Consider the following 25534-nt stretch of genomic DNA (forward strand, 5'->3'; position numbering starts at 1 on the left):
TCCGCGGTCTCGGCCGGACGGCAGAACGGGCGGACACGTTGAACGCTGGCTCAGGGCCGAACCGGCGTACGACGCGACCTCCGGCAACCGTGTCCCCGAACGCGTGCGCGTGAAACGTCTACAAGGCGGGCCGGGCGAGCCCGGGCCGGGCGCCGGTACGGCGACGGCGCCTCGTCGCGAGCGTGGGGCGCGCCGGCCGTTCCGGGGAGCGAGGCGACCGCCTGACTCCACGTGACCTCCCGCGGCGGCGCCATGGACGAGGGCTTCCGGCGCTGTCTGGGAGCCGTCGCCCGATCGGGGCGGGTCCCACCCGTGTGCCTCGAATGGGCAGCGCTCGGCGTGGCCCTGACCGTAGGCTCCCTGGCCCTGGTGACCCGACACCTGGTCGTGCGGCACCGCCGCTCTGCCTCCTCACGCAGGACGTGAGGGATGTCGGCGGCCGCCCCGGGCGTACGGCTCACGTGGACTCCAACCGCCTGAGGGCTATGCGCTCGTCGCAATTGAGGCCGGTGCCGGTGCCGGTGTTGAGCCGCAGCCGGGGAGCCGTCCTGTGGGCGGACGGGACGGCCGCACCGGGCCAGATCGTTCTCTCGTAGGCGCCGTCGCGATCCTAGTCGACCGGTCTAGTAGCGACGTAGGCTGGAGCTGTGGGACGGACCAGTGACGCCAGGAAGAACATCCTCAGTGCCGCGCGCTCGCTCATCGCGGAGCGTGGCTACTCGGCCCTGGGGGTGGCCGAGATCTGCAAGACGGCCGGGGTGCCGAAGGGTAGTTTCTACTACTTCTTCGAGTCCAAGGAGGCTCTCGCCCTCACCGTCGTCGACGAGCACTGGGCGGCGCAGCGGTGCGATTGGGCGCGGGTCCTGGGCGGTGACGAGGAGCCGCTGGCCCGGCTTCGGCGGCTGTTCGCCGAGACGGAGGCCGGCCAGCGCGCGGCGCAGCATGCGTGCGGAACCGTGTCGGGCTGTCTGTTCGGGAACCTCTCCCTGGAACTGAGCAACCAGGCGGAGACGGTCCGGCACCGGTTGCAGGAGATCTTCGACGAGCAGGTCGACATGGTCGAGACCGTCGTCATCGAGGCCCGCGAGCGCGCCGAGGTCACCGTGCCGGACAGCCGGGCGGCGGCGCGGGCTGTGGTGGCGCAGCTCGAGGGCCAGGTGATGTTCGCCAAGCTGTACAACAGTCCGCAATGGCTGAGCCCGCTGTGGGACAACTGTCTGGCCATGCTGGGCGCCACGACGCCCCGGTAGCCGCGCCAGTTCATCCGCGCGGCGCCCTCGGGCTGCCGCTACGGGACCAAGGGCTGGTGGACCGACCCGCCCGGGTCGGGTCGGTGGGTCCAGCCTGCGCCCGCCACCCGTGCCGATGCCTCGGCCGGCCTTCTCACTGCTGAGAGGCGTGGCCTCGCAGCCCGCGTAGCATGACGGGCGTGGAGCTGCGCCAGCTGAGGTACTTCGTCGCGGTTGCCGAGGAGCTGAACTTCGGCCGGGCCGCCGAACGACTGCTCATCGCCGGGCCCTCGTTGTCCCAGCAGATCAAGGCGCTCGAACGCGACCTGGGCGTCCGGTTGTTCGAGCGGGACCGCCGCTCCGTCTCCCTCACTCCGGCGGGTGCCGCCCTCCTGCCGCACACCCGCGCCCTGTTGGAGCAGGCCGACGAGCTCCGGCGCCGGGCCGGCCGGCTGTCGGGCTCGGAAGCGGTACGGCTCGGCTATGTCAACTGGCTTCCCTCGGACCTGACAGCACGGACCGCCGCCGTGGCCAAGGTGCACATCGACGCGTGGGTCGCCCCGTCCCACGCCCAGGCCGCCCGGGTCGCCGACGGCAGTCTGGACCTGGCCGTGTGCTGGGTCCGTACGGAGGATCTGGCGCGGCTCGGACTGCGGGCCCGGTTGATCGGCGCCGACCGGCTCTACGCCGTGGCCGTCGGCACCGACAGGCGTGACGTCCCGGCGGGGGAGACCGACGTCCTCGTCGACGACGACATCACGTCCTGGCGGTCGTGGAACGACTACGCCGAAGAACTGGCCCGCACCACGGGCGCCCGTGAGGTGCGCATTTCGGACGGAGCCATCACCGGTCCGGCCTTTTTCGACCATGTCCGCCGGTGCCGGCGTCCGGTCGTCAACTCCCCCAAGGGGCAGACCCTGCCGCTGCCTCCGGATCTGGTCCGGCGGGAGATCGTCGGACCGAAGGTGTACTGGACCTGGTCCCTGGTCTGGCGCGAGAAGGAGCAGCGCGCGAGCGTTCTCGCCGTGGTCGACGCCCTGTGCGACGGCGTCGGCGACCTCGGTGTCCACGCCCCGGACGCCTGGCTTCCCGCCGACGATCCGTACGCGCTCCAGCGATGACCTGTACTGGAAGGCCGAGCCTTCCAGTCAGGAGAAAGCCCGTCCTTCCTCCCCGGTGTGTGTGGACCTACCTTCTAAATAGTCGACCGGTCGGCTAGTACCGGTCATCCACACGAAGAAGGTCACCATGAACCAGAAGGTCGCGATCATCACGGGCGCCTCGCAGGGCATGGGCGCCGCCCTTGTCGACGGCTACCGCAAGCTCGGCTACGCCGTCGTCGCCACCTCGCGCGGCATCGCCCCGTCCGACGACCCCGACGTCCTCACCGTCCAGGGCGACATCGCCGACCCGGCCACCGCCGAGCGCCTCGTCGCCGCCGCCGTCGAGCGGTTCGGTCGTCTCGACACCGTCGTCAACAACGCCGGCATCTTCGTCGCCAAGCCGTTCACCGAGTACACGGCCGAGGACTTCGACGCCGTGACCGGCATCAACGTCGCCGGTGTCTTCCACCTCACCCAGCAGGCGATCCCGCACCTGCTCGCCCAGGGCGGTGGCCACATCGTCAGCGTGACGACCAGCCTGGTCGACAACGCCAACGCGAGCGTCCCGTCCGTCCTCGCCTCGCTGACCAAGGGTGGCCTGCAGTCCGCCACCAAGTCCCTCGCCATCGAGTACGCCACCCGCGGCATCCGCGTCAACGCCGTGTCGCCCGGCACCATCAAGACCCCCATGCACGCGGAGGAGACTCACGAGTTCCTCGCCGCCCTGCACCCCGTCGGCCGGATGGGCGAGGTGAGCGACATCGTCGACGCGGTGCTCTTCCTGGAGACGGCTCCCTTCGTCACCGGCGAGATCCTGCACGTCGACGGTGGTATGAGCGCCGGCCACTGATGTCAGGTCAGACAGCTGAGAAGGAGGAGACATGAGCACGACGGACGACAAGGCGATCCTGCGCGCGGTGCTCGACCAGTGGAAGGAGGCGGTCGACGAGCACCAACCCGAGCGCGTCGCCTCCCTGTTCACCGAGGACGCCCTCTTCCAGGGCCTGCACCCCTATACCGTCGGCCGCCGAGGGGTCGCCGAGTACTACGACTCCCAGCCCCTCGGTCTGAAGGCCGACTACCGCATCCTGGAGACCAGGCGTCTGGCCGACGATCTCGTCCTCGGCTACCAGGAGGTCGAGTTCTCGTTCACGGACCGGCCTGCCCTGAACGTCAAGCTCGCGGTCCTCGTGAACCGTGTGAAGGGCGAGTGGCTCGTCAGCCATTACCAGGTGTCCCGGCTGGGCTGACGAATCCGCGCATGGTCGGCCCTGGCAGGTCGCGTGGCGGCGCGCGCCGGCAGACGCCGGGCGGCTCCCCGCAGGCTCCGGAGGACATCTAGATCTTCGGTCCAGGATTCTTGGGTTGGCCACCCATTCTGTGGTCGCTCCAGTCGATGCCGTCGTCGTGCTCCTTGCTGCCCGCGAGTCCGAGGAAGCCGAGGAGGGGCAGCAGAATGAGGATCACCCCGCACAAGGTGCCGACAGCGACGTATGCCGCGGCTGCGGCGAGGACCGAGAACGTGATGTCGCACAGGATGCGAACCCATCGTGGGAACGGCGCACGCCATGCGCGGTACCGGCGATACAGACGCCTGAGTCGGCCATGCTTTCCCCGGCCTGGTTCCTCGCTCATGAAAGAAGAGCGACCGGGGGATTTTCTTCGCTGCTTCTGCCGCTGTGAGGCCACGGGACGAGCGTAGGGCGGCGGTGGCCGTGTGGTTTGGGTATGCCCACAATCGACCAGGTGGGGCCGAAGGTGTTCGTTGAGGTGCGATGCCTGGTCTGTGGACGGCCGGGGGCCTGGGACGGTTGCCGCTCGGGATGTCGGTCAGCCATGAGGCGGTGCGCAGCTTGTCGGCCGTCGGCTGTGTGTTCCGGCGGCTGGGGGGCATCCGCACGGCACACGGGCTATCAGCCCCAACCCGGAGGGAATTTCCCCATGTTGGCCATCATCTCCGCAGTCCTGTTCTTCATCGCGTTTCTGATCAACGCCGCTGACATCTCGACGAACGACGCCTTCAGCTCGACGAACGTGATGCTCCTCGGGCTGACCGTGCTCGCTCTGCACCTTGCCGGCATCGGCAGTGGCTGGTCGCGTGGCGGCCGCAGAGGCTGACGCCGATGTCGCCGAGCACGCCGGTGCCGGTCAGGTCCGCACGTGACCTGACCGGCACCGGCTGCCTGGGCGCCGCGCGGGCCAGGGGGCGGTCACCGCGCGGCACGCCGTCCGGCAACGGCGACTCGGCGCCCCTCGGCGGCTCGGAGCAGTACCCCGGGGAGCGTGCCCGCGAGGTCCGTCGCGGCCCCTGCCGACCCGTGCCCGCGCCCTCGGGCGGCGTATCCTGCGCTCGTGGAACTGCTCTTCGGGATACGCCGGTCCGACTCACCGTGGGTCGACAGCGTATGGACCTGCGCCAGTGAGCGGGTCACGTCGATGACGTCGGTTGCGGGGGTGCGCTGGGGCCTGGTGTTCTGGGAGCGGGACGGCCGGTCCTACGCGGCCGTCACCGGCCCGGAGACCCGGACGAGCACGGCGCCGGTTCCGGAGGGCGCCGTCTTCACCGGCATCGACTTCGCCGTGGGCACCTCGCTGCGGGCCCTGCCCACACCGGAGCTGGTCGACGGCGGCGTCGAGCTCCCCGACACCACACGCCGGACGTTCCGGCTCGACGGCGCGCGCTGGCAGACGCCGGGCGCCGATGACGCCGAGGCCCTGGTGGAGCGACTTGTCCTGGCCGGGATCGTGGTGCGTGACCCGCTTGTCGCCGACGTCCTGCGAGGTTATGAGCCGGACGTGTCGGGACGGACCGTCGAACGCCGTTTCCGGGCCGCCACCGGCCTGACGCGGGGCGCCGTCCGGCAGATCGAGCGGGCCCGTACGGCGGCGGAGCTGCTGGCGGCCGGAGACACGGCCGCCGATGTCGTCGCCAAGCTCGACTACTTCGACGAGCCGCACCTCGCCCGGGCGCTGCGCACTTACGTGGGACGCACCGTCGGGCAACTGCGGGAGGGAATGGGCGGCGCGATCGCGCTCGACCTGGGTCAGCGCTTGACGTCGTAGATCACCTTCAGGATCCCGTTGGAGTAGCTCTCCGACTCCCGCAGCGACAGCATCTGCTTGTCGCGGTCGGCGCGGTGGAACAGGCTCTTGCCGGCACCGAGCAGGACGGGGAAGACGAGCAGGTTGTACTGGTCGATCAGGCCCGCCTCGGACAGCCGCCGCGCCAGCTCCGCGCTTCCGTGGATGTAGATGGAGCCGCCCTCGCTCTCCTTGAGCTTCGCGATGTCCTCCGTCGTGCGCAGGATCGCCGTCGGCCCCCACCCGTCGACGAGGGAGTCGTCCGGCAGCGTGCTGGACACCACGTACTTGGGCAGCTCCTTGTACGAGGCGTGGTCCTCCGATTCGGGCCAGACCGAGGCGAAGGCCTCGTAACTGCGGCGGCCGAACATCAGAGCCGTCGTGTCGGTAAGCTCCTCGCCCTTCAGCGACCAGGCCTCAGGGACGAACTCCAGGTCCTTCACCACCCAGCCACCGCTGCGGTGCCCCTCCTCGGGCCCGCCGGGCGAGTCCAGAACGCCGTCGAGCGACATGAATCCGGTGTAGACCAACTTACGCATCTGCTGTCTCCTCATCACGGGCCGAGCTCCTGGGATGAGGCTAGATCGCGGCCGGGCGGGTGTCTTGGACGGAAACGACATCGGGTGGGGACGGGTGGGTCCGGGACACCACACGGTTCGTGTCCACCTGCGCGCGGCGGGGTTCTCGGAGACCGCAGCGCGTCCTTGGAGGAGGACGAACCCGTACGGTGGCCGTTCCTCGTCGTCATCTCAGCGGTGGGAATGCCGACAGGGGTGGGCGTGTTGAACGGGGCGTGGGAGTGAAGGGGACAGTGTCCCCGGGCCTCATCCATTGCCTGCGGGGACGATCGTTCGGCTGAAGCCCCGCAGAGCCTTTCGCCGCGTAGGCGACCGCCCTTCACCCCCATGTTCTTCGCCGTGATCCGGGCCGGGCTGGGACGCCCGCCGGGGCACGGCCACACCGCTCCGGCCCGCGCCGGGAGCGGTGAGCGCGGGGAATGAGACAACGCCCCGCCTTGTTGCAGAAGTCGTATGACATGTCCGAGTCAATCAGCTCGGCACATGGTGGAAGGAGTACCTCATGGCACGCAGCACCACGCGCCCCGTCGTGAAGCTGAAGTCGACGGCCGGTACCGGCGTCACCTACGTGACCCGCAAGAACCGTCTCAACGATCCCGACCGAATGGTCCTGCGCAAGTACGACCCCCAGGTCGGCGCGCACGTCCTGTTCCGCGAAGAACGCTGACCCTCGCCTTCACGGCACCCCGTCGAAGGCAACAGAAAGGCCACCCATGAGGCACGGCATCCACCCCGTCTCCCGCCCGGTCGTCTTCCGCGACCGTGCGGCAGGCTTCCAGCTGCTCACCCACTCCACCATCGACTCGGAACGCACGGTCGAGTGGGAGGACGGCGCCACGTACCCGGTCGTAGAGGTCGAGGTCTCTTCGGCCAGCCACCCGTTCTACACCGGCACCTCGCGGGTCATGGACACCGCGGGCCGCGTGGAGCGTTTCCAAAGGCGCTACGGCGCCACCGCTCCCGTCCGCCCCTGACGCCCGACCCCGTTCGATCCCTCGGGAGGAGACCGCGATGAAGGTGCGCAAGTCCCTGCGCTCGTTGAAGGCCAAGCCCGGCGCCCAGGTGGTGCGCCGACGTGGCGTCACCTTCGTGCTGAACAAGAAGGACCCGCGTTTCAAGGCCCGCCAGGGCTGACGTCCTGAGCCGCGACAACGTTCCGGCCCGGCACCGCAACCGCGGTGCCGGGCTGTTCGCTGTGTGTGCCCGGCGGCAGGTGGCAGGCGGCAGGCGGCGGGACACGGCAACGCGGCGGTGGCGGCGGGCTCGCGGGCTGCGGGCCTGCCCGCTGCCTCAGCGGGAGGCCAGGGGGTCTTCCTGGGGTGTCGCGGAGGCGCGTGAGCCGTCCAACTTCCCTTCACAGCGGGGTTATGGCGGAAATTGGGCGTGGCAGGTACATGACCCGTGGGGCTTCCGGGGCTTACCATCGCAAGGCCCCGGAGGGGCGGTCGACGGAGCGTCCGGCCCCACCGGACAACCCATGCCGCTCCTTCGCGTACCCGGCCCCGCTGGGGCCGGATTCCCCCCACGGATGAAGGAGCAGCAATGCCCCTCGGCACATGGCTCAAGGCAAGCACTTCCGCCGCGGCGCTCGTCCTCGCCACGGCGAGCGCCGCGACCGCCGCCCCCACGAGTGAACCGCCCACCGCGCAGGCGGCCGTGGTGACCCTTCGCTACGACGACAGCCGTGCCGGAGGCTGGGAAGCCGCGATCGCGGCCGGAGTCTCCTCATGGAACACGAACGTGAGCAACGTCAGACTGGTGGAAGCGGCACCCGGTGGCGCGGCCGAGATCCTGATCGTCGCCACCACGGGGTGGCCGCAGGCCACACTCGGCCCCGTTCGTCCGGGCCGTCAGGTCCGGGTCGAACTCGGCAGCCAGGCCGTGAGCCAGGGCTACGACAAGACCCGGATCGCCGCCCACGAGCTCGGGCACAGTCTCGGCCTGCCGGACACCAAGCCCGGCCCCTGCTCACAACTGATGTCGGGGTCGAGCGCCGGCACGTCCTGCACCAACGCCGTGCCCAACGCGACCGAGCGGTCCCGCGTGCAGTCCGCCTACGCGAGCGGCGTCGCGGCGTTCCTGCGCACTGATGGTCGGACCCTCATCGACGCACCCTGAGCCCATTGCCACGGGTGACGGCGTCCCTGAAACCTCGAAGAGGTCTCCGGGACGCCGTCACCCTACGGCCCGCACAGGAAGAAGGCCTGCCTGCGCCATGACGGTGTCTCCCACGTCGCTGGACAGCGAGCGGGGCTCGGTCACGGTGCTCGGCTTGGTCGGCCTGAAGACGCCGCCGGATCTCCTGAAGCAGCTGCGGAACATCCCTCCGCACTGGCGCTGACCAGAACGCTGGGCGGCAGGAACCACAGGCCGGTGAGGGCGGGTTGATGCGGTGCGAGGTAGGACCCGCCTTGCCGTGAGTATCAATGTCAGTCCCCTCCACTATCCTTCGGGCCACCACTCGCCTACGGGGAAGATTCAGAGACTTGACTGACCTGTCCGCTTTTCCACTGCCCTTTCACGCTTCCGGTTACATAGGGGCCGCAACACCCCGGACTTTGCGGGAACTCCAGATGATGGAGTGCAGCTGGCAGATTCGGGCGAAGCCGCGGTGGTTCGAGAAGATGAACGACGCCGACATCGTGGCCAGGTGGACGCGGGAAGCGATCGCCCAGGGTCTCACCGAAGCACAGGTTCGCTACGTGTTGGACGAGCTTCGGCACTACGCCGCGCTGCGAGACGCGCGAACCGGCATCGAGGTTTCGGCCGTCGACGGAGTGTGGCAGTCGGACACCCTCATCGATGACGAGCTGGGATCGCGGCTGCGTGAGGCGGTGCGGGTTCTGGAACGGGTCCCCGAAGCGGAGAAGGACTGGCACCCCGGATCAGACGGTCTCGTACTGGATCTGGTCCATCCCTCGCTGTTCTGCTTGGTGAGAGAGGTGAGCGGTGCACCCGAGCGGGCTTGGCGAAATCCGACGGACCGGTACTCGAAGTACGAATTCTCCGAGAAGTTCCAGTGGCTGCCGACGGACGTGGACGTCAGCGACGACGGCGCTGTTTCCTTCCGGTCCTACGTGAACAACGTCCACCCGGAGACCCATCGCGAACTGGTCTCCGTGCTACCGGAGTTGTTCGCTCGCTTCCGCCCGCTCTGGGAGAACGTGCTGACCGACCTGCACCATCCGAGACCGCCGCGGATCGAGGCCGATCCGTACGGGTGGTACGACTCGGGGCCGGAATACCCGGACAGGTCCTCCTACGCTGATGATCAGGCGTACGCCGAAGCCCGCTACGCATGGGCGGAAGCTCGCGATGCCTGGTGGGAGAACCGCCGTCCGGTCATCCCGGACGCCCCCGCCTTCACCCCGCCCGAGACGCCGGACGGCGCCTCCCGGGTGGACCTGCGGGGCCGCTCTCTCCAGGTCATCGTCAAGATTGCCGCTATTCATCTCACCCCGGACAAGCCTGAATACCCCGGCGGTTCCTGGCACGTCGAGGGAATGATGAACGAGCGGATCGTCTCGACCGGCATCTATTACTGGGACAGCGAGAACATCACCGAGAGCCACCTGAGTTTCCGCGCGGCGCTCGACGACCCCCGCTACGAACAGAGCGACGACAACGGCCTGCGGGAGGTCTACGGCCTGGAGGACGAAGACGCCCTGAACCAGGTGCTCGGATCGGCGTCGACTCCAGAGGGGCGCTGCCTGGCGTTCCCGAACGTCCTGCAACACCGCGTCGGTTCATTCCGCCTCACGGACCCGAGCCGCCCGGGGCATCGCAAGATCCTCGCGTTCTTCCTGGTCGATCCGTCAGAAAAGATCGTCTCGACATCCGACGTCCCGCCGCAGCAACCGTGGTCCGCCACCTCGACCATGACACTTGAGCAGGCCAAGGAGTACCGCGAACAGCTCATGCGGGAACGCAAGTTCTTCGTCGACGAGCACAACGAGCAGCTCTACGAACGAGAGTTCTCCCTCTGCGAGCACTGAACCCCATCCAGCCTCCGCGCGGACGACGTGCGTTGGAAGCCGGAGCGGAGCGGAGAGTGCGGGAGCTCAGCGCCGCCTCATGTGGAGCGGCGCTGAGCTGTGGCGGGCGTCAGGGTTGCAGGGGCATGGTCCAGCAGTTGGAGCCGGTCGGCTTGCCGGCGAGACGATCGCTCAGCCAGTCGATGGCGTCGCCCTGGTCGGTGATGAGGGGCACGAGGTGGTTGGTGAGGATCTTGTCGCCGAGGTTGGGCAGTTGAAGAGGCTCGTAGGAGACGTTCGCGCCCTTGCGGCACCAGTCCACCGCCAGTTGCCTGGCCTGGGAGTGCGGGACGATGTCGTCGTGCACTCCGGTGGCGACGCGTACGGGGCCGGCAGGCTTCAGCGTGCCGACGCGCTGGGCGTCCAGGACCGCCTGTGCCGTGGCCTCGGCGGCGATGACGTCGCCGATGGACTTGCCGCTGGTCGTCCACTTGGTGCTCTTCGTGAAGCCATAGCCGAAGATGGCATCGCCGACGCACATGGTCGACGCGTCCTTGAGCGCTGCCTTGCCGGTGTCGTTGATGTTGGCCTCGACCACTTTTCGCAGGTCGGGGTAGGCCTGGGCGAACCCGTTGACCGACCAGGCCAGTGCGCCGGCCAGGGCGCTGCCGTCGATGCCCTTCATGGTGGAGGTCAGGTCGGCGGGAGGTGCCCCGGCGTAGGTCCCGGCGAGGGGCACGTCGGGGGCGTAACCGGGCTGGAGTTCGGCGGCCGAGGCCGAGGCGCCGCCGCCCTGGCTGTAGCCGTACAGGCCGGTCGGTGAGGCGGCGGTGACGGAGGCGCCCGGCACGCTGCGAGCGGCGCGGGCCGCGTCCAGCAGCGCGTGGCCCTGGTCGAGGCGGTTGACATAGGTGTGCAGCCGGTCGGTGGCGCCGAGCCCGACGTAGTCGGTGATGACCACCGCTGCGCCGGTGGCGAGGATGCGGTAGACGGCCAGGGCCTCGTAGCCGACGGAAACGGTGTCGCCGGTGAGGGTGAGCGGATGCTCCAGGGCGAAAGAGGGAGCGCACTGGTCGCCCTGTCCCATGGTGCCCGAGGCGACGGCGACCAACGGGCGCGGCCCGGATTTCGTCCATGCCACCGAGGGTTCGATGTAGGTGCCGGTCACGGCGACGGGCCGGCCGGTGGAGTCGGTGGACCTGTACATCAGGCGGGTCGCGGTTCCGGGCATGGGGCGGCCGTCGAGGCCGGGAATGCTCAGCCCCAGATTCATCGGCTCGGTGCGGACCAACGCGCCGTTGGAGCTGGGGAGTTCGGCGGGCGGGGTGTAGAACGCGGGGATGGTGACGCCGCGGGAGACCACGGGCGGGGCGTCGGCGGCGGATGCAGGAGCACTGGCCAGGCACACGCACACGGTGCTCGTGACGGCGCCGGCGATCAGGCGTAGACCGGCCGGCCTGCTGCGGTGGCTTCGCGGCCGTGCGGGGGCGGCAGGGGAGGTGATACGGGAACGGGATCTCTTGCGGCTCAAGGTGGGCTCCTCGTTCGCGAGGGGTTGGTTTGCGTGCCGGTCGGGTGACCGTGCCGATGTCCTGGGTCGTGGTGGCGTCCATCGCCCGTTCGGCAGCGGCGGTGATGGGCCGTCGAGAGGGTGCGGGCTTTCGCGGCGCTGGGGATCAAGGCTCCGTTCAGCCCGTACAGGGGCCACCGGCCCGTCGAGGTCGCAGAGGGCGCCCGGTAGCTCGTGACGTCGCCGTCCGGGGACCGATGCGGTGGTGGAGTCGTAGGCAGGCTGGCCTGGCCGGTGGCCACTGCGAATGCCGACGAGTGCCGTTGCGCTGGTGACACTTCCGACGGTCGTGATCAGCGCACGAGCGGTGAGGATCTTCGGCTCGTGCATGGTCTCGCGGATCGGCATCGGGATTTCGGCAAGGCTGTATGCGGCGTTGCGGACCCGGTCGGGGCAGACCCGAGGCGTACGCAGGCGAGTTGACCAGCACCTCGGTGCGATGGACACCTACAGCACGCGTGCGACGTGCGGGTAGGGGATCTGGGTTCACGTACCGCCAGTCGGGCTGGTCAGGCAGCCAGGTGTTGAACACCGCCCCGAGGGCCGGAGGGTCATCTCCCGGTAGAGGAAGAAGCTGGCTCCGGTCGCGCAGAGGCTCAGGAGGCGATCGTCGATCCGGGGAGGCCTACGTAGGACGGCCCGCCGAGGAGGCGGGCGAGCGGCACGACGGCTTGAGCGGCAGCACCTGATGCTGGGGACGCGTCTGCTGGGGGAGGACATGGACAGCTCCTTGGCGAGGGTTGTGGGGTGCTGTCGATCGATGTCAGTGTGCGCGCCCGGGGTCACCGGTACGAGCTCACCAAGGGCGTGAGCGTGCCAAGCAGAGCTGATACGAGTGTGGTTACTCCAGAGTCAGCTACTGCAGAGTAGAGTTGGCTGTCACCCAATGACAAGGTGTCTGCGCGCGTCGCGTGCGAGGCGCCGGGGAGGGGCGCTCGGAGGTCCGCACACCGTGGGTGGCCGGGCCGGTGTCGAGCGCCGTGGTCTGCCCGCTGTCCAGGGGCCGCCCGTTGCTGTTTACGGCGCCCCTGCTCACGGCGGGCCTCGACTTCGCCGTTGAGCGACTGCGCGACTGCCCTTCGGATACGAGTCTGTTGGACTTCTTCGCCGACACCTGCCGCAATAGCGACCTGCCTCCCACGACACCCGGGATCCTCGACCTGATCCGTATGACCACCTCCGATCCGGCACCGCGCTCCGTCTGGCTGCAAGCTCATGACGATGCGCTCCCGGTCCTCGGTCGGCTCCTGGCGCAGCGCGCGGGCGCGGACCTGAACGACCTGGGCATCGCTGTGCATGCCGCGACACTCAAGGGGGCGTTGCGAGCGGCCGTGAAGGAGTTCGCGCGCGGGCATGCGAGCGACCCGGACGCCGCCGACGCCGAGATCGACGCGTACCTCGACGCTGCCCTGTGCGCGGCCGCAGAGGGCTTGCCCTATTGATGGCGCAAGTACAGGTGGCGCAGCAGCAGTTGCATGCGCGAAAGCGCCCTCAAAGAGCCCTATGGGTAGGTAAGTTGGAACCGTCTTCGCTCTGAATTCGGGGGGACGGGTCCGACCGCCGTGCGCGGTGGGGCCCCGACCGGGGCCACTCGGCCCCCACGCAGAGAGGAGCGAGACATGGCCGACGAGCCGTCGACCAAACGGGAAAAGATCCTTCGGGAACTGGCTGCACGTGTGGCGGTGGCCCTGAGCGTTCGCGCTCTGTGGGCCGTCATCGTGGAGCTGGTCCGCGGACACGATCTTTGAACGCCCGGCGCGCGAGGTTCTCCCCCCTTCCTCGCGCGCCGCGGGTGGTGCATCCGGCTGTCGAGCGGACTCCACTGCCGCATACGGGCCGACGAGGCCTGTGTCCCACCACGCGCGCCGTCTGCGGCCGCAGTCGGCTGGTGCTCGCCGCAACCGGTCATCGGGCAGGTTCCAGGGACTGCCGGGCTGCCGCTTTCGGGATCGCCGCCAGAGGTAGGGCGCTGGGCGGGTTGTGATCGATTTGATCGCGAAGAGGGAAGAAGTCGGCCGAAGTTGTTCTCTTCAAACTTTGAAATGGTCACAAGAAGATCACTAAGGTGAGGTCTTCCACCTTCGCATGGATGATCACTCGCACGAGGTGAGTGAACGGTGAAGGGGCGCCGTCCATCCGTTGTGCTGTGGGCGGTGAGAGGAAGAAGGAGTCCGTCTTCGTGGCGCTTCACCGTCGACCCAAGCCGCAGAACCGCACCCGTGTGAGTGTGCTCACCGCGACGGCTGCCGCTGCGGTGGCTCTCACCTCGCAGGCTGCGAACGCGGCCCCCAAGCCGACGAAGAGTGAGGTCAAGGCGCAGGTTGACAAGCTCTACGAGGAGGCGGAGCGGTCCACCAACCAGTACGACGGGGCCAAGGAGAAGCAGGAGAAGCTGCAGAAGGAGATCGGTCTGCTCCAGGACGAGGTCGCCCGCGAGCAGGACGAGCTCAACGAACTGCGCACCGGCATAGGCACGATGGCCAGTGCCCAGTACCGCTCCGGTGGCATCGACCCCTCGGTCCAGTTGCTGCTCTCCTCCGACCCGGACGACTACCTCGACAAGGCGTCCACGCTCGAGTCGCTGTCCGCGCAGCAGTTGGAGTCGCTGAAGAAGGTCCAGGCGAAGCAGCGGGAGCTCGCCCAGCAGCGCGCCGAGGCCACGGAGAAGCTCAAGGACCTCGCCGAGACCCGCACCGAGCTCGGAGAGAAGAAGAAGGAAATCCAGGTCAAGCTCAGCAAGGCGCAGAAGCTGCTGAACTCCCTGACCGCCGCCGAACGTCAGGAGATCGCCGATGCCGAGAAGCGCGCCAGCCGCACCGCCGCGGAACGCGTCGACCTGGGCAGCGAAGCGGCCGCTTCCCCCTACGGCGCCGCCGCCCTGAACGCCGCCGCCACTCAGGTCGGCAAGCCGTACGCCCGCGGCGGCACGGGGCCGAACTCCTATGACTGCTCGGGCCTGACGCAGTGGGCGTACGCACAGGCCAATGTGCACATATCCCGGGTCACTTACACGCAGGTAAACGACGGGACCCGGATCGGTATGAGCGCGCTCAAGCCAGGTGACCTGGTGTTCTTCAACAACACCGAGCACGTCGGCCTCTACGCGGGCAACAACCAGGTGTTGCACGCCCCGTACCCGGGTGCCTACGTGCGCTACGAGTCGATGAGCACCATCGGATCCTTCCAGTTCGGCGTTCGGGTGGTGGGCTGATCAGTTCCGCATCTGCTCCCCTGTCGAGGACGGGGGAGCGCTCACCACGCTCTCGGCGGCGCCGGACCACAGTCCATGGCCCGTGAATGACAGGCGGACGCCGACAGTTCCGAACTCGGATGTCGCGGCGCACGCGGGCCTGGTGGCTGACTGCCGTCGAGGTCGACCGTGCGGGACGGCAGAGCGCTGCTTGACGGTCTCATGGCTACACCAGTCGTAGATGCGGCCCATGCGAGACGAGGCGGCGCGGCGGCCCCCGCGAGACGAGGCGGCGCGGCGGCCCTCGCGAGACGAGGCGGCGCGGCGGCCCTCGCGAGACGAGGTGGCCGGATTTGGGGCCCGCCGCCTCCGGAGTTCGTGGCCCGACCCTCGACTTTGTCCTGATCATGGAAAAAGTCGAAGGATTCGATGCGAAAGGGGTTACGCCCCCGCGCGAACGCCGCTAACTTCCTTGAAATGAACCGGTCATTCAGAGGTGACCGCTTCAACGGCGCGACGGCGCGCGCCTGTTCTCCCCTCGTCAGGACCGATCGTGTCCTGCTGCCACCCCATCCCTCGGGAGACTCTGTGCGCACAAGACTGCTCAGACCCATGCTCCTCCGCACGTTGGCGCTGGCGGTGACCTGTGCCGTCGGCTGCCTCACCCCAGGCACCGCGACCGCCGCACCGCCGGATCAGGCGAGCGAGGCAAGCGCGGCGGCCCCGGTGTTCCAACAGGTCACGCTCGCCAAGGGCGTGGCCGAGATGGGCGAACCCATGACGCTGACGGTCCTGCCGGACCGGTCGGTGCTCCACACATCGCGCGACGGCACCGTCCGGCGAACCGATGCGGCCGGCAACACCGCCGTGGCGGGCAAGCTCACCGTATACAGCCACGACGAGGAAGGCCTGCAAGGCATCGCGACGGACCCGGGGTTCGCGTCCAACCGCTTCGTCTACCTGTACTACGCGCCTCAGTTGAGTACGCCCGGCGGCGACGCCCCCTCCGACGGCGCGGCCTCCGACTTCACGCCGTTCGACGGAGTCAACCGGCTCTCCCGGTTCGTGCTGAAGGCCGACAACACCCTTGACCTGGCGAGCGAGAAGAAGATCCTGGACGTTCCCGCCTCCCGCGGTATCTGCTGCCATGTGGGCGGCGACATCGACTTCGACGCGGCCGGCAACCTCTACCTGTCGACGGGCGACGACAGCAACCCGTTCGCCTCGGACGGTTTCACCCCGATCGACGAGCGAGCCTCGCGCAACCCCGCCTACGACGCACAGCGTTCCGCGGGCAACACCAACGACCTGCGCGGAAAGGTGCTGCGCATCAAGGTCAACGCCGACGGGACCTACTCGATCCCGAGCGGCAACCTCTTCGCGCCCGGCACCGCCAAGACCCGCCCCGAGATCTACGCGATGGGGTTCCGCAACCCCTTCCGTATGAGCGTCGACAAAGCCACCGGCACTGTCTACCTCGGTGACTACGGCCCCGACTCCGGCACCGCCTCACCCGGGCGGGGCCCCGAGGGGCAGGTCGAGTTCAACCGCATCACCAAGGCGGGCAACTTCGGCTGGCCGTACTGCACGGGGAAGAACGACGCCTACGTCGACTACGACTTCGCCACCGGCGGCTCGGGTGCCGCGTTCAACTGCGCCGCGCCCAAGAACACCTCGCCGCGCAACACGGGGCTCACCGACCTGCCCGCGGCACAGCCGGCCTGGATCCCCTACAACGGCAACTCCGTACCGGAGTTCGGCGACGGCTCCGAGTCCCCGATGGGCGGCCCCGTCTACCGTTACGACGCCGCGTCGAACTCCGAGGTCAAGTTCCCCCAGGAGTACGACGGCGACTTCTTCGCGGGCGAGTTCGGACGCCGCTGGATCAAGCGCATCGAGTCGGGCACCGACGGCACCGTACAGTCCATCAACTCCGTTCCCTGGAGCGGCACTCAGGTGATGGACATGGCCTTCGGCCCGGACGGCGCCCTGTATGTCCTGGACTACGGCACGGGCTACTTCAACGGCGACGCGAACTCCGCTCTGTACCGGATCGAGCACGCCATCGACGGACTCGCACCCACCGCCCAGGCCAAGGCCGACATCACCTCCGGAACAGCGCCTCTGGCCGTCTCCTTCTCCTCGGCCGGCAGCGCCGATCCCGACGGCGGTGCCCTCGCCTACGCCTGGACGTTCGGAGACGGGGCGACCTCCACCAGCGCCAACCCCTCTCACACCTACACGGCCAACGGACAGTACACAGCCACGCTGAAGGTGACCGATCCGACCGGAAAGACCGCGACCGCGTCGGTGCAGATCACGGTCGGCAACACCGCACCCACCGTGCGGCTCGACCTGCCCGCGGACGGCAGCATCCACGACTTCGGCGACGCGATCCCGTTCAAGGTCACGGTGACCGACCCGGAGGACGGCACCATCGACTGCTCCAAGGTGGAGGTCTCGTTCATCGTCGGACACGACAGCCACGGCCATCCGCAGACCTCGACGACCGGATGCACCGGCACACTCCAGACCCTGGCCGACGGCGAACACGACCCCAACGCCAACATCTTCGGTGTCATCGACGCCGAGTACACCGACAAGGGTGCGAATGGCCAGCCCGCGCTGACCACCCACGACCAGCACGTCACCCAGCCCTCCCACCGCCAGGCCGAGCACTACGGTGACTCCTCCGGCGTCGACGTCATCACCCACACCCCGGCCCACGGCGGCAAGACGGTCGGAAACATCGGGAACGGCGACTGGATCTCCTTCAAGCCGTACTCCCTCGCCAACGCCACCCGATTCACCGCCCGGGTGTCCTCCGCCGGTGCGGGCGGCACCATCGAGGTCCGCGCCGGATCACCGACCGGAACCCTCCTCGGCACCGCGACCGTACCGGTCACCGGCGGCTGGGAGACCTTCCAGGACGTGACCGCCGGCCTGGCCAACCAGCCCAGCGGCACCACGCAGTTGTACCTCGTCTTCAAGGGCGCCAGCGGTGCGCTGTTCGACGTCGACGAGTTCTCCTTCACCACCTCCGGCGGCACACGTACGGGTGCGGTGAAGGGTGTCAACGGCAAGTGTCTCGACGTGGACAACGCCGGTACGGCGGACGGTACGAAGGTCCAGTTGTGGACCTGCAACGGTACGGGTGCCCAGAGTTGGACGGTCGGTTCGGACGCGACGGTGCGGGCGCTGGGCAAGTGCCTGGACGTGTCCGGCGGGGGCAGTGCGGACGGGACGAAGGTCCAGTTGTGGACGTGCAACGGTACGGGAGCCCAGCAGTGGGCGCCGCAGCCGGACGGCACGGTCCGTAATCCGCAGTCGGGCAAGTGCCTTGACGCCTCCGGCGGTACGTGGAACGACGGCACCGCGGTCCATCTGTGGACCTGCCACACCGGCCCGAACCAGAAATGGACCCTTCCCTAGAAAGGAGGCGACCTGACATGCGTACGCGACTCAAAGCTGCCATCGGCCTGTTCACCGGCCTCCTGCTCTGCCTGACCCCGCAAGCCACCGCCGCGCCCGAACGCACGGACCAGCCCGCCGACACGATCCGCCACGCGGCATCGGCCCCCCGCGCCGCGACCGCCTCGGCAGCCGACCCGGCGTACAAGATCCTCGTCTTCTCCCGGACCGCGGGCTTCAGGCACTCGTCCATCGACGAGGGCATCTCGGCACTGCAAGCCCTCGGCGCGGCACACAACTTCACCGTGGACGCCACCGAGGACCCCCAGGTCTTCACCACCGGCAACCTCGGCCAGTACAAGGCAGTCGTCTTCCTCTCCACGACCGGAGACGTCCTCGGCGCCCCCCAGCAGACCGCGTTCGAGCAGTACATCAACGGCGGCGGCGGATACGTCGGCATCCACGCGGCCGCCGACACCGAATACGACTGGCCCTTCTACGCGGGCCTGGCCGGCGCCCTGTTCCACTCCCACCCCGCCATCCAGTCGGCCACCGTCCGGGTCGAGGACCGGGCCCACGACGCCACCGCCCACCTCGGCGCCACCTGGCAGCGCACCGACGAGTGGTACAACTACCGCACCAACCCCCGCACCAGCGCCCACGGGCTCGCCTCCCTCGACGAGTCCAGCTACACGGGCGGGAACATGTCCGGTGACCATCCGATCGCTTGGTGCAAGGGCTACCAAGGGGGCCGGGCCTTCTACACCGGTGGCGGCCACACCGAGGAGTCCTACAGCGACCCCGCGTTCCGCCGGCACCTCCTGGGCGGCATTCGCTGGGCCGCGGGCATGACCAAGGCGGACTGCCGCCCGGAGACCGGCTACACCTCCCTGTTCAACGGCTCCTCCACCACCGGCTGGCGACAGGCGGGCCCCGGCGGCTTCACCCTCGCCGACGGCAGCCTCACCTCCTACGGCGGTCTCGGCATGCTCTGGTACGCGGCCGAGGAGTTCACCGGCGACTACTCGCTCAAGCTCGACTGGAAAGCCGCGGGCGACGACAACTCCGGTGTCTTCCTCGGCTTCCCCGCCTCGGACGACCCCTGGTCCGCGGTGAACAACGGGTACGAGATCCAGATCGACGCCACGGACGCGGTCGACCGGACCACGGGCGCCGTGTACGGGTTCAAGTCCGCCGACCTCGCCGCACGCGACGCGGCACTGAACCCGCCGGGGGAGTGGAACACGTACGAACTCCGCGTCACCGGCGAACGACTGGAGATCTTCCTCAACGGGTCCAAGATCAACGACTTCACCAACACCGACCCCGCCCGCAGCCTCCAACAGGGTCACATCGGCATCCAGAACCATGGTGACGGCGACGATGTGGCGTTCCGCAACATCAGGATCGACGCGAACGACGACACCCCGCCGGGTCCCCGTACGGGTGCGGTGAAGGGTGTCAACGGCAAGTGTCTCGACGTGGACAACGCCGGTACGGCGGACGGTACGAAGGTCCAGTTGTGGACCTGCAACGGTACGGGTGCCCAGAGTTGGACGGTCGGTTCGGACGCGACGGTGCGGGCGCTGGGCAAGTGCCTGGACGTGTCCGGCGGAGGCAGTGCGGACGGGACGAGGATCCAGTTGTGGACGTGCAACGGTACGGGAGCCCAGCAGTGGGCACCGCAGCCGGACGGCACGGTCCGTAATCCGCAGTCGGGCAAGTGCCTTGACGCCTCCGGCGGTACGTGGAACGACGGCACCGCGGTCCATCTGTGGACCTGCCACACCGGCCCGAACCAGAAATGGACCCTCCCGTGACCCGTTGAGGGTCGGGAGTCTGCCCGAGCAACGCGGTCGCGGGGCGGCGGCGCTTCCCGGGGACCTCGACGAGATCCCCGGGGCGTCGTCGCCCTCCGGGCGGGTGAGATGCGCGCTGCCTACTGCTCGGAGTACGGCGGGACGGTCACGGACTACGGCATCACCAATCAACGGCGGCCCGCCCCCGGCCGCGACGGCGAGCGCAGCGGCGAGCAGCCAGGATCTCGGGGGCGTGGCCCGGGTGCCGAAGAGCCGGTGCAGGCGGAAACCGACCCGGATGCCAGCCGCCCCGCGACAGGGCGTGCTGGCGCCGATACCGTGCCGGTACCCGCGCTGCGCCTATATTCGCAGGTCAGAAGCCCTCTCGGGCAATGGTTCCCGAGCTCGGTCCTCGCTTCCCTGGTGCTCCCACCCTCCTCCACAAATCCTGCGCCGATCCTTCCTGAGCTGGATTGCCCGTTTGGGGTACTCGCACGCGGCAGGGGCCGGACCGGCCGGCCCCGGGAACGATGGACGGGAGGTGACCGCCGTGTCGAGCACGCAGCCGTATTCGTCCGGGACCGACCACAGCCCGCGCTCTGCCGGCCAGGAGTCGGTGGGCGAGCTGGTGCAGAAGGCCTCGGAGCAGCTGACAGAGCTGGTGCGCGGAGAGATGCGCCTGGCTCAAGCGGAGATGAAGGAGAAGGGCAAGCGCTACGGCAAAGGCGGCGGACTGTTCGGCGGCGCCGGAGTAGTCGGCTTCCTGATGCTGCAGGCCCTGGTGACCACCGCCATCGCGGGGCTGGCCGTACCACTGCCCGTATGGGCCGCGGCACTGATTGTCACGGCCCTGCTCGGGGTGATCGCCGCAGTGATGGCCCTGACCGGAAAGAAGCAGGTCAGCAAGGCCGCACCGCCGACCCCCGAACAGACGATCGAGAGCGTGAAGGCCGACGTGGCCGAGATCAAGGAGAGCACCCGCCGATGAACCAGCCACCTCGTGACGAGCAAACCGCCTCCAGCCCGGAGGAACTGCGCGAGCAGGTCGAGCAGACCCGCACGGAACTCGGCGACACCGTCGAGGCGCTCACTGCCAAGACCGACGTCAAGGCACGTGCCCAGGAGAAGGCCACCGTGGTCCGTGAACAGGCCACGATCAAGGCGACCGAACTGAAGACGAAGGCCGCCGACCTGGCCCACCAGGCGCAGGACAAGCTGCCCGATCCGGTCAAGGACAAGGCAGCCCAGGCGGCCGAGCAGGCCCGCTCGAAGGCTGCCCAAGCCGGTCAGATGTGGCACGACAAGGCCCCCGAGCCGGTACAGGAGAAGACCGCTCGATGGGCGCAGCTGGCCCGTGACAACCGCAAGGTGTTGCTGGCGGCCGCCGGTGCGGCCGCTGTGGTGTGGCTGGTACGGCACCGCAAGGAGTGAACCGATGAAGGCATCGAAGATTGCCTACAAGCCGGTCGGTCTGGCCATCGGCGCCGTCAGCGGCGTCGTGGCCGGGGCCGTCTTCAAGCAGGCGTGGAAGATGCTCGGCAATGACGAGGACGCCCCGGATGCCACGGACGAGGAGCGCACCTGGCGCGAAGTGGTGCTGGCCGCCACCTTGCAGGGTGCGATCTTCGCGGCGGTCAAGGCCGTCGTCGACCGCGCCGGGGCCTCCGCGACCCGGGGCCTGACAGGCACCTGGCCCGGCTGATCGCTACGGGGAGGCGGGGGCCGGACCCATGGGGCCGGCCCCCGCCTCAAGGATGCCTCCGCGCTGCTGGAGGAGCCACGGGCGTTTCACAACGCGCGGCGGCTCCTCAGCCCCGCGAGCCGTGCCCGGCGGGGCAGCGGGTGCCTCGTGGCGGGAGGGCCAGGTCGGTGAGGTAGGTGTCCACGGCGTTCCGCATGCACGGGCCGCTGGTGACACTGCCGTGGCCGTGACCCTCGTAGGTCAGGAGCCTGCCGCTGCGGCCGAGTTGCTTGGCCACCGAGACCGCCCAGGCGTAACCGGTGGCGGGGTCGTGCAGTGCGTTGGAGACCAGGATCGGCGGGGCGCCGTGCGCGTCGAGACGGTGTTGGGGGTTGGCGGTCGGCGCGCCCAGGCACGCGGCCACCATGTGCAGCGGTAGCAGGTAAGGCAGTGCAGGCGCGGCCCGGTTCATCGTGCCGACGAGCGAGGCGTACTCGCGGAAGTCGCGCACGGGCAGCTGCCAGTCCGAGCAGAAGACCGGCGTGGCCGCGGGCAGCGGTGCTACCGAGGTAGGCGCTGCGGGTAGCGGGGTGCTGGCTTCCATCGCGGTGATCGCGGTCGCCAAGCCCGCGTAGTCAGCTTGGTAGAACTTCCGGAACGCGATTCTGTTGACCAGGTCCGAAGACGACAGCGAGGTGTTGGGCTTCGCCGGGTCCTCGAGCTCGCCGCGCCCGGCCCGGGCGAGCAGGTCCTGCCAGACGGCGCCGACGTCACGGCCGTGCAGCGCGCAACCCGCGGTGTCGTCACACCAGTTGACGAACTCCTGGAAGGAGTCCTGGGCCGCGGCCGCCGTGGAGAGCAGGAAGCCACGGGTGGTCGGGACGCTGTGGTCCATGACGCTCTCCAGCACCATCGCGCGCACGCGACGCGGGTACGTCTCGGCGTACTGCGCGCCGAGCAGCGTGCCGTACGAGCTGCCGTGGAAGGTCAGTTGCCGCTCGCCGAGGGCCGCACGGAGGGCGTTCAGGTCCCGCACCGTCTGTGCGGTGTCCAGGTGATCGAACACCGGGCCGGTGCGGGCCCGGCAGTCGGCACGCAGCCGCTTGTTGTACGCCACCGTGACGTCGAAGTTCGCCTGGCTCGTCAGGTGCGGTGACGGCCGTCCGGCCAGCAGGTCGCTGGAGCAGCTCACCGGGTTGCTGCCGCCCACGCCGCGCGGGTCGAAGCTGACGATGTCGAACCTGCGGCGCACCTCGGGGCTGAACCGGCTGATACCGCGCACCACCCTCTCCACACCCGAGTCGCCCGGTCCGCCGGGGCCGAACACCATGGCGCCGACACGTGCGTCGGTATCGGTGGCCTTGCGACGAGCCAAAGCCAGGTCGAGCCTCGGCCCGTCCGGACGGGCCCAGTCGACCGGCACGGACAGTGTGGCGCACTCGGCTCCCGGGTTCGCCTGGTCGGCACATGGTGCCCACCGCAGGGCGTCAGACGGTGACGCGTGGACGGCGGGGGCGGCGGCGAGGCCGGTGATGACGGCCATCGCGCCTGTCATGGCCAGGGCCGTGCACCGCGCGGCGATGCGCCGCGGTACGGGTGTGCCGGCTAACGGCATGGATTCTCCTTGTGAGGCGAGTGGTCGTTGGAAGGCGTGCGGACCCGGCCGGGGCACCCTCGTCACGGTAGGTGCCCCAGCACCCGTGCGGTGCCCTTGTCAGGGGCTTTTCCGGGTCGGGGGACCGTTCAGGGGCGATCGGGGCGCAGAGCGAGACACGGTCACAGCGCGGCGAGGGGGAAGCGTCACCTCGCAGATCGGCCCGGCGGGTCTGTGTCCTTCGCCCCCGTGCAGAGAGCGCTGTCCTCAAAAACCTGTCGACGTGAGCGGCTTGGGCGTCGGCATCACGTCACGGTGATGTGGGTCCCGAGTGACTTCTCGCGGGCGGCGGTGACGACCAGTGAGGCGGCGACGGCGTCCTGAACCGCTACTCCCACCGATTTGTACAAGGTGATCTGGTCGGGTGAGGTGCGGCCCGGTTTGGTGCCCGCGACGAGTTCGCCCAGCTCGGCGTGGACGTGCCCGGCCGTGATGACGCCGTGCCGGATGGGGGTGAGCAGGTCGTTGCTGCCCGCCGGGAAGGGGGCCAGGGCGGCTTGCCGCGATTCGACGCACACCAGAGCCTCGGCGATGGTGGCGTCGTCGATTTCGCGGCCGGCCGGGTTGTAGCCGACCGACGTGATGTGCACGCCGGGGGTCAACCAGGGGCGGTGGATCACCGGTTGGTCGGCATGAGTGGTCGCTGCGGCGATGTGTGCGCCGTTGAGTGCCTCGATGGCGGGCATCGCGCGTACGTCGGCGTCCAGTTCGGAGGCGAGTTCCTCGGCGAGGGCGGTGGCCTTTGCCGCGTCGCGGCCGGCGATGCGGATCTCGCGGACGGGGCGGACGCGGCACATCGCGCGGGCGTGGGTGCGGGCCTGTACTCCGGTGCCCAGGATCGTCAGCACGGTGGCGTCCTCGCGTGCCAGCAGGCGTGCCGACAGCGCGGAGCAGGCAGCGGTCCTGGCCGCGGTGATGGCCGTGCCGTCGAGCAGCGCGGCGGGTTCTCCGGTGGCGGGGTCGAACATGACGATGACCGCTTGATGCGTCGGCAGCGGCGTTGTGGCGTTGCGTGGGAAGAGGGAGACCAACTTCGTCATGAGGACACCGGTCGACGGCACGTACCCCGGCATGGCCGCAAGGAAGCCTTCTTGTTCGGGCACGAGTGCCGCGATCCGCTCCGGCACGGAGGCGCGGCCCGCGCTGAGGTCGGCCATGGCCGGGGCCAGGGCGTCGATCAGCGCGTCCATGTCGATGAGGGGCTCGACCTGCGAGCGCCCGAGCACAATCATCCTGCGGAACCTCCCAAGGGTCCTGGCAGCCAGCGGCGGCCGGTCGGTCCGTCTCAGGGTTGTCCCACGGCGTCCGAGCCCGTGCCAGGACACGCCGGGACACACCGCCTTCCTGAGCCGGTCCACCCGTACATCATCCGGCCCGGTCCGCCTGCCCACGAGCCCCGTGATCGTCGACGCGCAGCGCGCGTTCGGACGTCGTCGCGCGTTCGCCGGCTGGACCGCCGGCACGCCACTGAGCATCTCAAGCCGCCCGCGCCTGGACGACGTCCACGGCGCACAGAGCGGGCGCGTGGAAAAGATCCTGACGGTCTGTCGGCTTCTAACCGTCCACCAGCGCGGTCACCAGGCGGGTCATGGCGGGGCGTGGGTCGGGTGTGCCCGGCCAGCTGCTCATCAACAGGTGGTGTGCGGTGCCGACGATGGCGAGGCTCGCCGTGGACGGGTGGACTGTCCCGGCGACCCGGCCGAGTTCCTGCTCGTCCTGGAGATAGCCGGTGATGGCGTCCTGGATCGCGGTGAAACCAGGTGCCCCTGCTTCCAGGGCCTCGCGGACGCGCAGCGCGGCGGCGGGGCGTGTCATGGCCAGGCCGGAGATGGCGGGGCCGCCGGACTCGAACAGGGCGAGGGCGACGGCTTCCAGGTTCTGCGCCACCGTGCCCTGTCCGGCGAGCTCTGAGAGGGCCTGTGCCTTTGCCGCGGTGCGTGCGAACCGGTCGAGGCAGAGCTCTGCCACGAACTCGTCGAACCCGGCGAAGTGCGCATGCAACAGCCCCTTGGCGCAGCCCGCTTCGGTCGTGACGGACCGGCTGGTGAGCGCGCCCGGCCCCTCCCTTTCCACGACGCGCTCGGCTGCCGCGAAAAGCCGCTCGCGTACATCGGGCGTCGCCACTCCGCGCGGGGACATGGGCCTCTCCTCCGTTCCACTCTTCCGTGCCGCCTCCGGCGTCCTCGAAGAGGGACACCGCCGCCCGGATAGTAGCGGGGGATTGCCTGTATGGGCATGTGCCCATACAGTTTGGGCGCATGCCC

Annotated in this window: 26 protein-coding genes; 20 read left to right on the plus strand and 6 right to left on the minus strand. The window is 69.2% G+C overall.

Annotated elements, in window-relative coordinates:
- Positions 1 to 647: 647 nt before the first annotated feature.
- From ACZ56U_RS04830 to ACZ56U_RS04845, 4 genes are all read left to right on the plus strand, one after another.
- Positions 648 to 1250 carry a TetR/AcrR family transcriptional regulator gene (locus ACZ56U_RS04830; protein WP_469082598.1) on the plus strand — a complete coding sequence of 201 codons (603 nt, stop codon included), beginning with the start codon at positions 648 to 650 and terminating at the stop codon, positions 1248 to 1250.
- Between the two features lie 170 nt (positions 1251 to 1420).
- Positions 1421 to 2350, plus strand: a complete 930-nt coding sequence (locus ACZ56U_RS04835; RefSeq protein ID WP_469082599.1) for a LysR family transcriptional regulator — start codon at positions 1421 to 1423, stop codon at positions 2348 to 2350.
- Positions 2351 to 2477: 127 nt separating this feature from the next.
- Entirely contained in the window at positions 2478 to 3182 is a 705-nt protein-coding gene (locus ACZ56U_RS04840; RefSeq protein ID WP_469082600.1) for an SDR family NAD(P)-dependent oxidoreductase, read from the plus strand.
- Positions 3183 to 3213: 31 nt separating this feature from the next.
- Positions 3214 to 3582: an SgcJ/EcaC family oxidoreductase gene (locus ACZ56U_RS04845; RefSeq protein ID WP_469082601.1), complete on the plus strand. Its 369-nt coding sequence runs from the start codon at positions 3214 to 3216 to the stop codon at positions 3580 to 3582.
- 88 nt (positions 3583 to 3670) lie between these two features.
- On the opposite strand, the gene ACZ56U_RS04850 is transcribed toward ACZ56U_RS04845, so the two are convergent.
- Positions 3671 to 3799: a hypothetical protein gene (locus ACZ56U_RS04850; protein WP_391231036.1), complete on the minus strand. Its 129-nt coding sequence runs from the start codon at positions 3797 to 3799 to the stop codon at positions 3671 to 3673.
- A 474-nt stretch (positions 3800 to 4273) separates the two neighbouring features.
- On the opposite strand from ACZ56U_RS04850, the gene ACZ56U_RS04855 reads away from it, so the two are divergent.
- Both ACZ56U_RS04855 and ACZ56U_RS04860 read left to right on the plus strand, forming a co-directional pair.
- Positions 4274 to 4450, plus strand: coding sequence for a hypothetical protein (locus ACZ56U_RS04855; protein ID WP_469082602.1), 177 nt, complete (start codon positions 4274 to 4276; stop codon positions 4448 to 4450).
- Positions 4451 to 4684: 234 nt separating this feature from the next.
- Positions 4685 to 5395: a helix-turn-helix domain-containing protein gene (locus tag ACZ56U_RS04860; RefSeq protein ID WP_469082603.1), complete on the plus strand. Its 711-nt coding sequence runs from the start codon at positions 4685 to 4687 to the stop codon at positions 5393 to 5395.
- On the opposite strand, the gene ACZ56U_RS04865 is transcribed toward ACZ56U_RS04860, so the two are convergent.
- Positions 5377 to 5952: a dihydrofolate reductase family protein gene (locus ACZ56U_RS04865; protein ID WP_469082604.1), complete on the minus strand. Its 576-nt coding sequence runs from the start codon at positions 5950 to 5952 to the stop codon at positions 5377 to 5379. The genes ACZ56U_RS04860 and ACZ56U_RS04865 overlap by 19 nt on opposite strands.
- A 541-nt stretch (positions 5953 to 6493) precedes the next feature.
- On the opposite strand from ACZ56U_RS04865, the gene rpmG reads away from it, so the two are divergent.
- The 6 genes from rpmG (at position 6494) to ACZ56U_RS04895 (ending at position 9986) form a co-directional block, all read left to right on the plus strand.
- Positions 6494 to 6658 carry a 50S ribosomal protein L33 gene (gene rpmG / locus ACZ56U_RS04870; protein ID WP_398835773.1) on the plus strand — a complete coding sequence of 55 codons (165 nt, stop codon included), beginning with the start codon at positions 6494 to 6496 and terminating at the stop codon, positions 6656 to 6658.
- A gap of 46 nt (positions 6659 to 6704) precedes the next feature.
- The gene (locus ACZ56U_RS04875) at positions 6705 to 6965 is read left to right on the plus strand and encodes a type B 50S ribosomal protein L31 (protein WP_469082605.1); all 261 of its coding nucleotides are present in this window, start codon (positions 6705 to 6707) and stop codon (positions 6963 to 6965) included.
- A gap of 37 nt (positions 6966 to 7002) precedes the next feature.
- Positions 7003 to 7125: a type B 50S ribosomal protein L36 gene (ykgO, locus tag ACZ56U_RS04880; protein ID WP_046258531.1), complete on the plus strand. Its 123-nt coding sequence runs from the start codon at positions 7003 to 7005 to the stop codon at positions 7123 to 7125.
- Positions 7126 to 7533: 408 nt separating this feature from the next.
- Positions 7534 to 8109 carry a snapalysin family zinc-dependent metalloprotease gene (locus tag ACZ56U_RS04885; RefSeq protein ID WP_469082606.1) on the plus strand — a complete coding sequence of 192 codons (576 nt, stop codon included), beginning with the start codon at positions 7534 to 7536 and terminating at the stop codon, positions 8107 to 8109.
- Between the two features lie 97 nt (positions 8110 to 8206).
- Positions 8207 to 8332, plus strand: coding sequence for a hypothetical protein (locus ACZ56U_RS04890; RefSeq protein WP_469082607.1), 126 nt, complete (start codon positions 8207 to 8209; stop codon positions 8330 to 8332).
- A gap of 145 nt (positions 8333 to 8477) precedes the next feature.
- Positions 8478 to 9986 carry a DUF4246 domain-containing protein gene (locus tag ACZ56U_RS04895; RefSeq protein WP_469082608.1) on the plus strand — a complete coding sequence of 503 codons (1509 nt, stop codon included), beginning with the start codon at positions 8478 to 8480 and terminating at the stop codon, positions 9984 to 9986.
- A 109-nt stretch (positions 9987 to 10095) separates the two neighbouring features.
- Here the strand turns inward: ACZ56U_RS04895 and ACZ56U_RS04900 are convergent, their stop codons facing one another.
- Complete coding sequence (locus ACZ56U_RS04900) at positions 10096 to 11496, minus strand: lipase family protein (RefSeq protein WP_469082609.1); 1401 nt, start codon at positions 11494 to 11496, stop codon at positions 10096 to 10098.
- A 1007-nt stretch (positions 11497 to 12503) separates the two neighbouring features.
- Here ACZ56U_RS04900 and ACZ56U_RS04905 point away from each other — a divergent pair.
- The 8 genes from ACZ56U_RS04905 (at position 12504) to ACZ56U_RS04940 (ending at position 21637) form a co-directional block, all read left to right on the plus strand.
- The gene (locus ACZ56U_RS04905; RefSeq protein ID WP_469082610.1) at positions 12504 to 12977 is read left to right on the plus strand and encodes a hypothetical protein; all 474 of its coding nucleotides are present in this window, start codon (positions 12504 to 12506) and stop codon (positions 12975 to 12977) included.
- A gap of 177 nt (positions 12978 to 13154) precedes the next feature.
- Complete coding sequence (locus tag ACZ56U_RS04910) at positions 13155 to 13283, plus strand: hypothetical protein (RefSeq protein ID WP_469082611.1); 129 nt, start codon at positions 13155 to 13157, stop codon at positions 13281 to 13283.
- Between the two features lie 431 nt (positions 13284 to 13714).
- On the plus strand, positions 13715 to 14746 hold the full coding sequence (locus tag ACZ56U_RS04915) for a C40 family peptidase (protein ID WP_469082612.1): 1032 nt from the start codon (positions 13715 to 13717) through the stop codon (positions 14744 to 14746).
- A gap of 591 nt (positions 14747 to 15337) precedes the next feature.
- Positions 15338 to 18157, plus strand: a complete 2820-nt coding sequence (locus ACZ56U_RS04920) for a PQQ-dependent sugar dehydrogenase (RefSeq protein WP_469082613.1) — start codon at positions 15338 to 15340, stop codon at positions 18155 to 18157.
- Between the two features lie 17 nt (positions 18158 to 18174).
- Positions 18175 to 19956, plus strand: a complete 1782-nt coding sequence (locus ACZ56U_RS04925; protein WP_469082614.1) for a ThuA domain-containing protein — start codon at positions 18175 to 18177, stop codon at positions 19954 to 19956.
- A 595-nt stretch (positions 19957 to 20551) separates the two neighbouring features.
- Positions 20552 to 20923 (plus strand): phage holin family protein, encoded by a 372-nt coding sequence (locus ACZ56U_RS04930; RefSeq protein ID WP_469082615.1) that lies wholly within the window; start codon positions 20552 to 20554, stop codon positions 20921 to 20923.
- On the plus strand, positions 20920 to 21366 hold the full coding sequence (locus tag ACZ56U_RS04935; protein WP_469082616.1) for a DUF3618 domain-containing protein: 447 nt from the start codon (positions 20920 to 20922) through the stop codon (positions 21364 to 21366). Before ACZ56U_RS04930 ends, ACZ56U_RS04935 begins: the two co-directional genes overlap by 4 nt.
- Positions 21367 to 21370: 4 nt before the next feature.
- Complete coding sequence (locus tag ACZ56U_RS04940) at positions 21371 to 21637, plus strand: DUF4235 domain-containing protein (protein ID WP_469082617.1); 267 nt, start codon at positions 21371 to 21373, stop codon at positions 21635 to 21637.
- A 106-nt stretch (positions 21638 to 21743) separates the two neighbouring features.
- Here ACZ56U_RS04940 and ACZ56U_RS04945 read toward each other — a convergent pair whose 3' ends face one another.
- From ACZ56U_RS04945 to ACZ56U_RS04955, 3 genes are all read right to left on the minus strand, one after another.
- Positions 21744 to 23171 carry an alpha/beta hydrolase gene (locus ACZ56U_RS04945; RefSeq protein WP_469082847.1) on the minus strand — a complete coding sequence of 476 codons (1428 nt, stop codon included), beginning with the start codon at positions 23169 to 23171 and terminating at the stop codon, positions 21744 to 21746.
- Positions 23172 to 23515: 344 nt separating this feature from the next.
- Entirely contained in the window at positions 23516 to 24502 is a 987-nt protein-coding gene (locus ACZ56U_RS04950; protein ID WP_469082618.1) for an ornithine cyclodeaminase family protein, read from the minus strand.
- A 322-nt stretch (positions 24503 to 24824) separates the two neighbouring features.
- Entirely contained in the window at positions 24825 to 25409 is a 585-nt protein-coding gene (locus ACZ56U_RS04955) for a TetR/AcrR family transcriptional regulator (protein WP_469082619.1), read from the minus strand.
- Positions 25410 to 25534 lie beyond the last annotated feature (125 nt).

The organism is Streptomyces sp. NPDC034103 (assembly GCF_055575395.1).

Bases quoted from the DNA above. Each gene is read 5' to 3' on its own strand.
- ACZ56U_RS04835 (WP_469082599.1), top strand. From the start codon at position 1,421: ATGACGGGCGTGGAGCTGCGCCAGCTGAGGTACTTCGTCGCGGTTGCC.
- ACZ56U_RS04840 (WP_469082600.1), top strand. From the start codon at position 2,478: ATGAACCAGAAGGTCGCGATCATCACGGGCGCCTCGCAGGGCATGGGC.
- ACZ56U_RS04845 (WP_469082601.1), top strand. From the start codon at position 3,214: ATGAGCACGACGGACGACAAGGCGATCCTGCGCGCGGTGCTCGACCAG.
- ACZ56U_RS04855 (WP_469082602.1), top strand. From the start codon at position 4,274: ATGTTGGCCATCATCTCCGCAGTCCTGTTCTTCATCGCGTTTCTGATC.
- ACZ56U_RS04865 (WP_469082604.1), bottom strand. From the start codon at position 5,952: ATGCGTAAGTTGGTCTACACCGGATTCATGTCGCTCGACGGCGTTCTG.
- rpmG (WP_398835773.1), top strand. From the start codon at position 6,494: ATGGCACGCAGCACCACGCGCCCCGTCGTGAAGCTGAAGTCGACGGCC.
- ACZ56U_RS04875 (WP_469082605.1), top strand. From the start codon at position 6,705: ATGAGGCACGGCATCCACCCCGTCTCCCGCCCGGTCGTCTTCCGCGAC.
- ykgO (WP_046258531.1), top strand. From the start codon at position 7,003: ATGAAGGTGCGCAAGTCCCTGCGCTCGTTGAAGGCCAAGCCCGGCGCC.
- ACZ56U_RS04885 (WP_469082606.1), top strand. From the start codon at position 7,534: ATGCCCCTCGGCACATGGCTCAAGGCAAGCACTTCCGCCGCGGCGCTC.
- ACZ56U_RS04890 (WP_469082607.1), top strand. From the start codon at position 8,207: ATGACGGTGTCTCCCACGTCGCTGGACAGCGAGCGGGGCTCGGTCACG.
- ACZ56U_RS04910 (WP_469082611.1), top strand. From the start codon at position 13,155: ATGGCCGACGAGCCGTCGACCAAACGGGAAAAGATCCTTCGGGAACTG.
- ACZ56U_RS04920 (WP_469082613.1), top strand. From the start codon at position 15,338: ATGCTCCTCCGCACGTTGGCGCTGGCGGTGACCTGTGCCGTCGGCTGC.
- ACZ56U_RS04925 (WP_469082614.1), top strand. From the start codon at position 18,175: ATGCGTACGCGACTCAAAGCTGCCATCGGCCTGTTCACCGGCCTCCTG.
- ACZ56U_RS04935 (WP_469082616.1), top strand. From the start codon at position 20,920: ATGAACCAGCCACCTCGTGACGAGCAAACCGCCTCCAGCCCGGAGGAA.
- ACZ56U_RS04940 (WP_469082617.1), top strand. From the start codon at position 21,371: ATGAAGGCATCGAAGATTGCCTACAAGCCGGTCGGTCTGGCCATCGGC.
- ACZ56U_RS04945 (WP_469082847.1), bottom strand. From the start codon at position 23,171: ATGACAGGCGCGATGGCCGTCATCACCGGCCTCGCCGCCGCCCCCGCC.
- ACZ56U_RS04950 (WP_469082618.1), bottom strand. From the start codon at position 24,502: ATGATTGTGCTCGGGCGCTCGCAGGTCGAGCCCCTCATCGACATGGAC.
- ACZ56U_RS04955 (WP_469082619.1), bottom strand. From the start codon at position 25,409: ATGTCCCCGCGCGGAGTGGCGACGCCCGATGTACGCGAGCGGCTTTTC.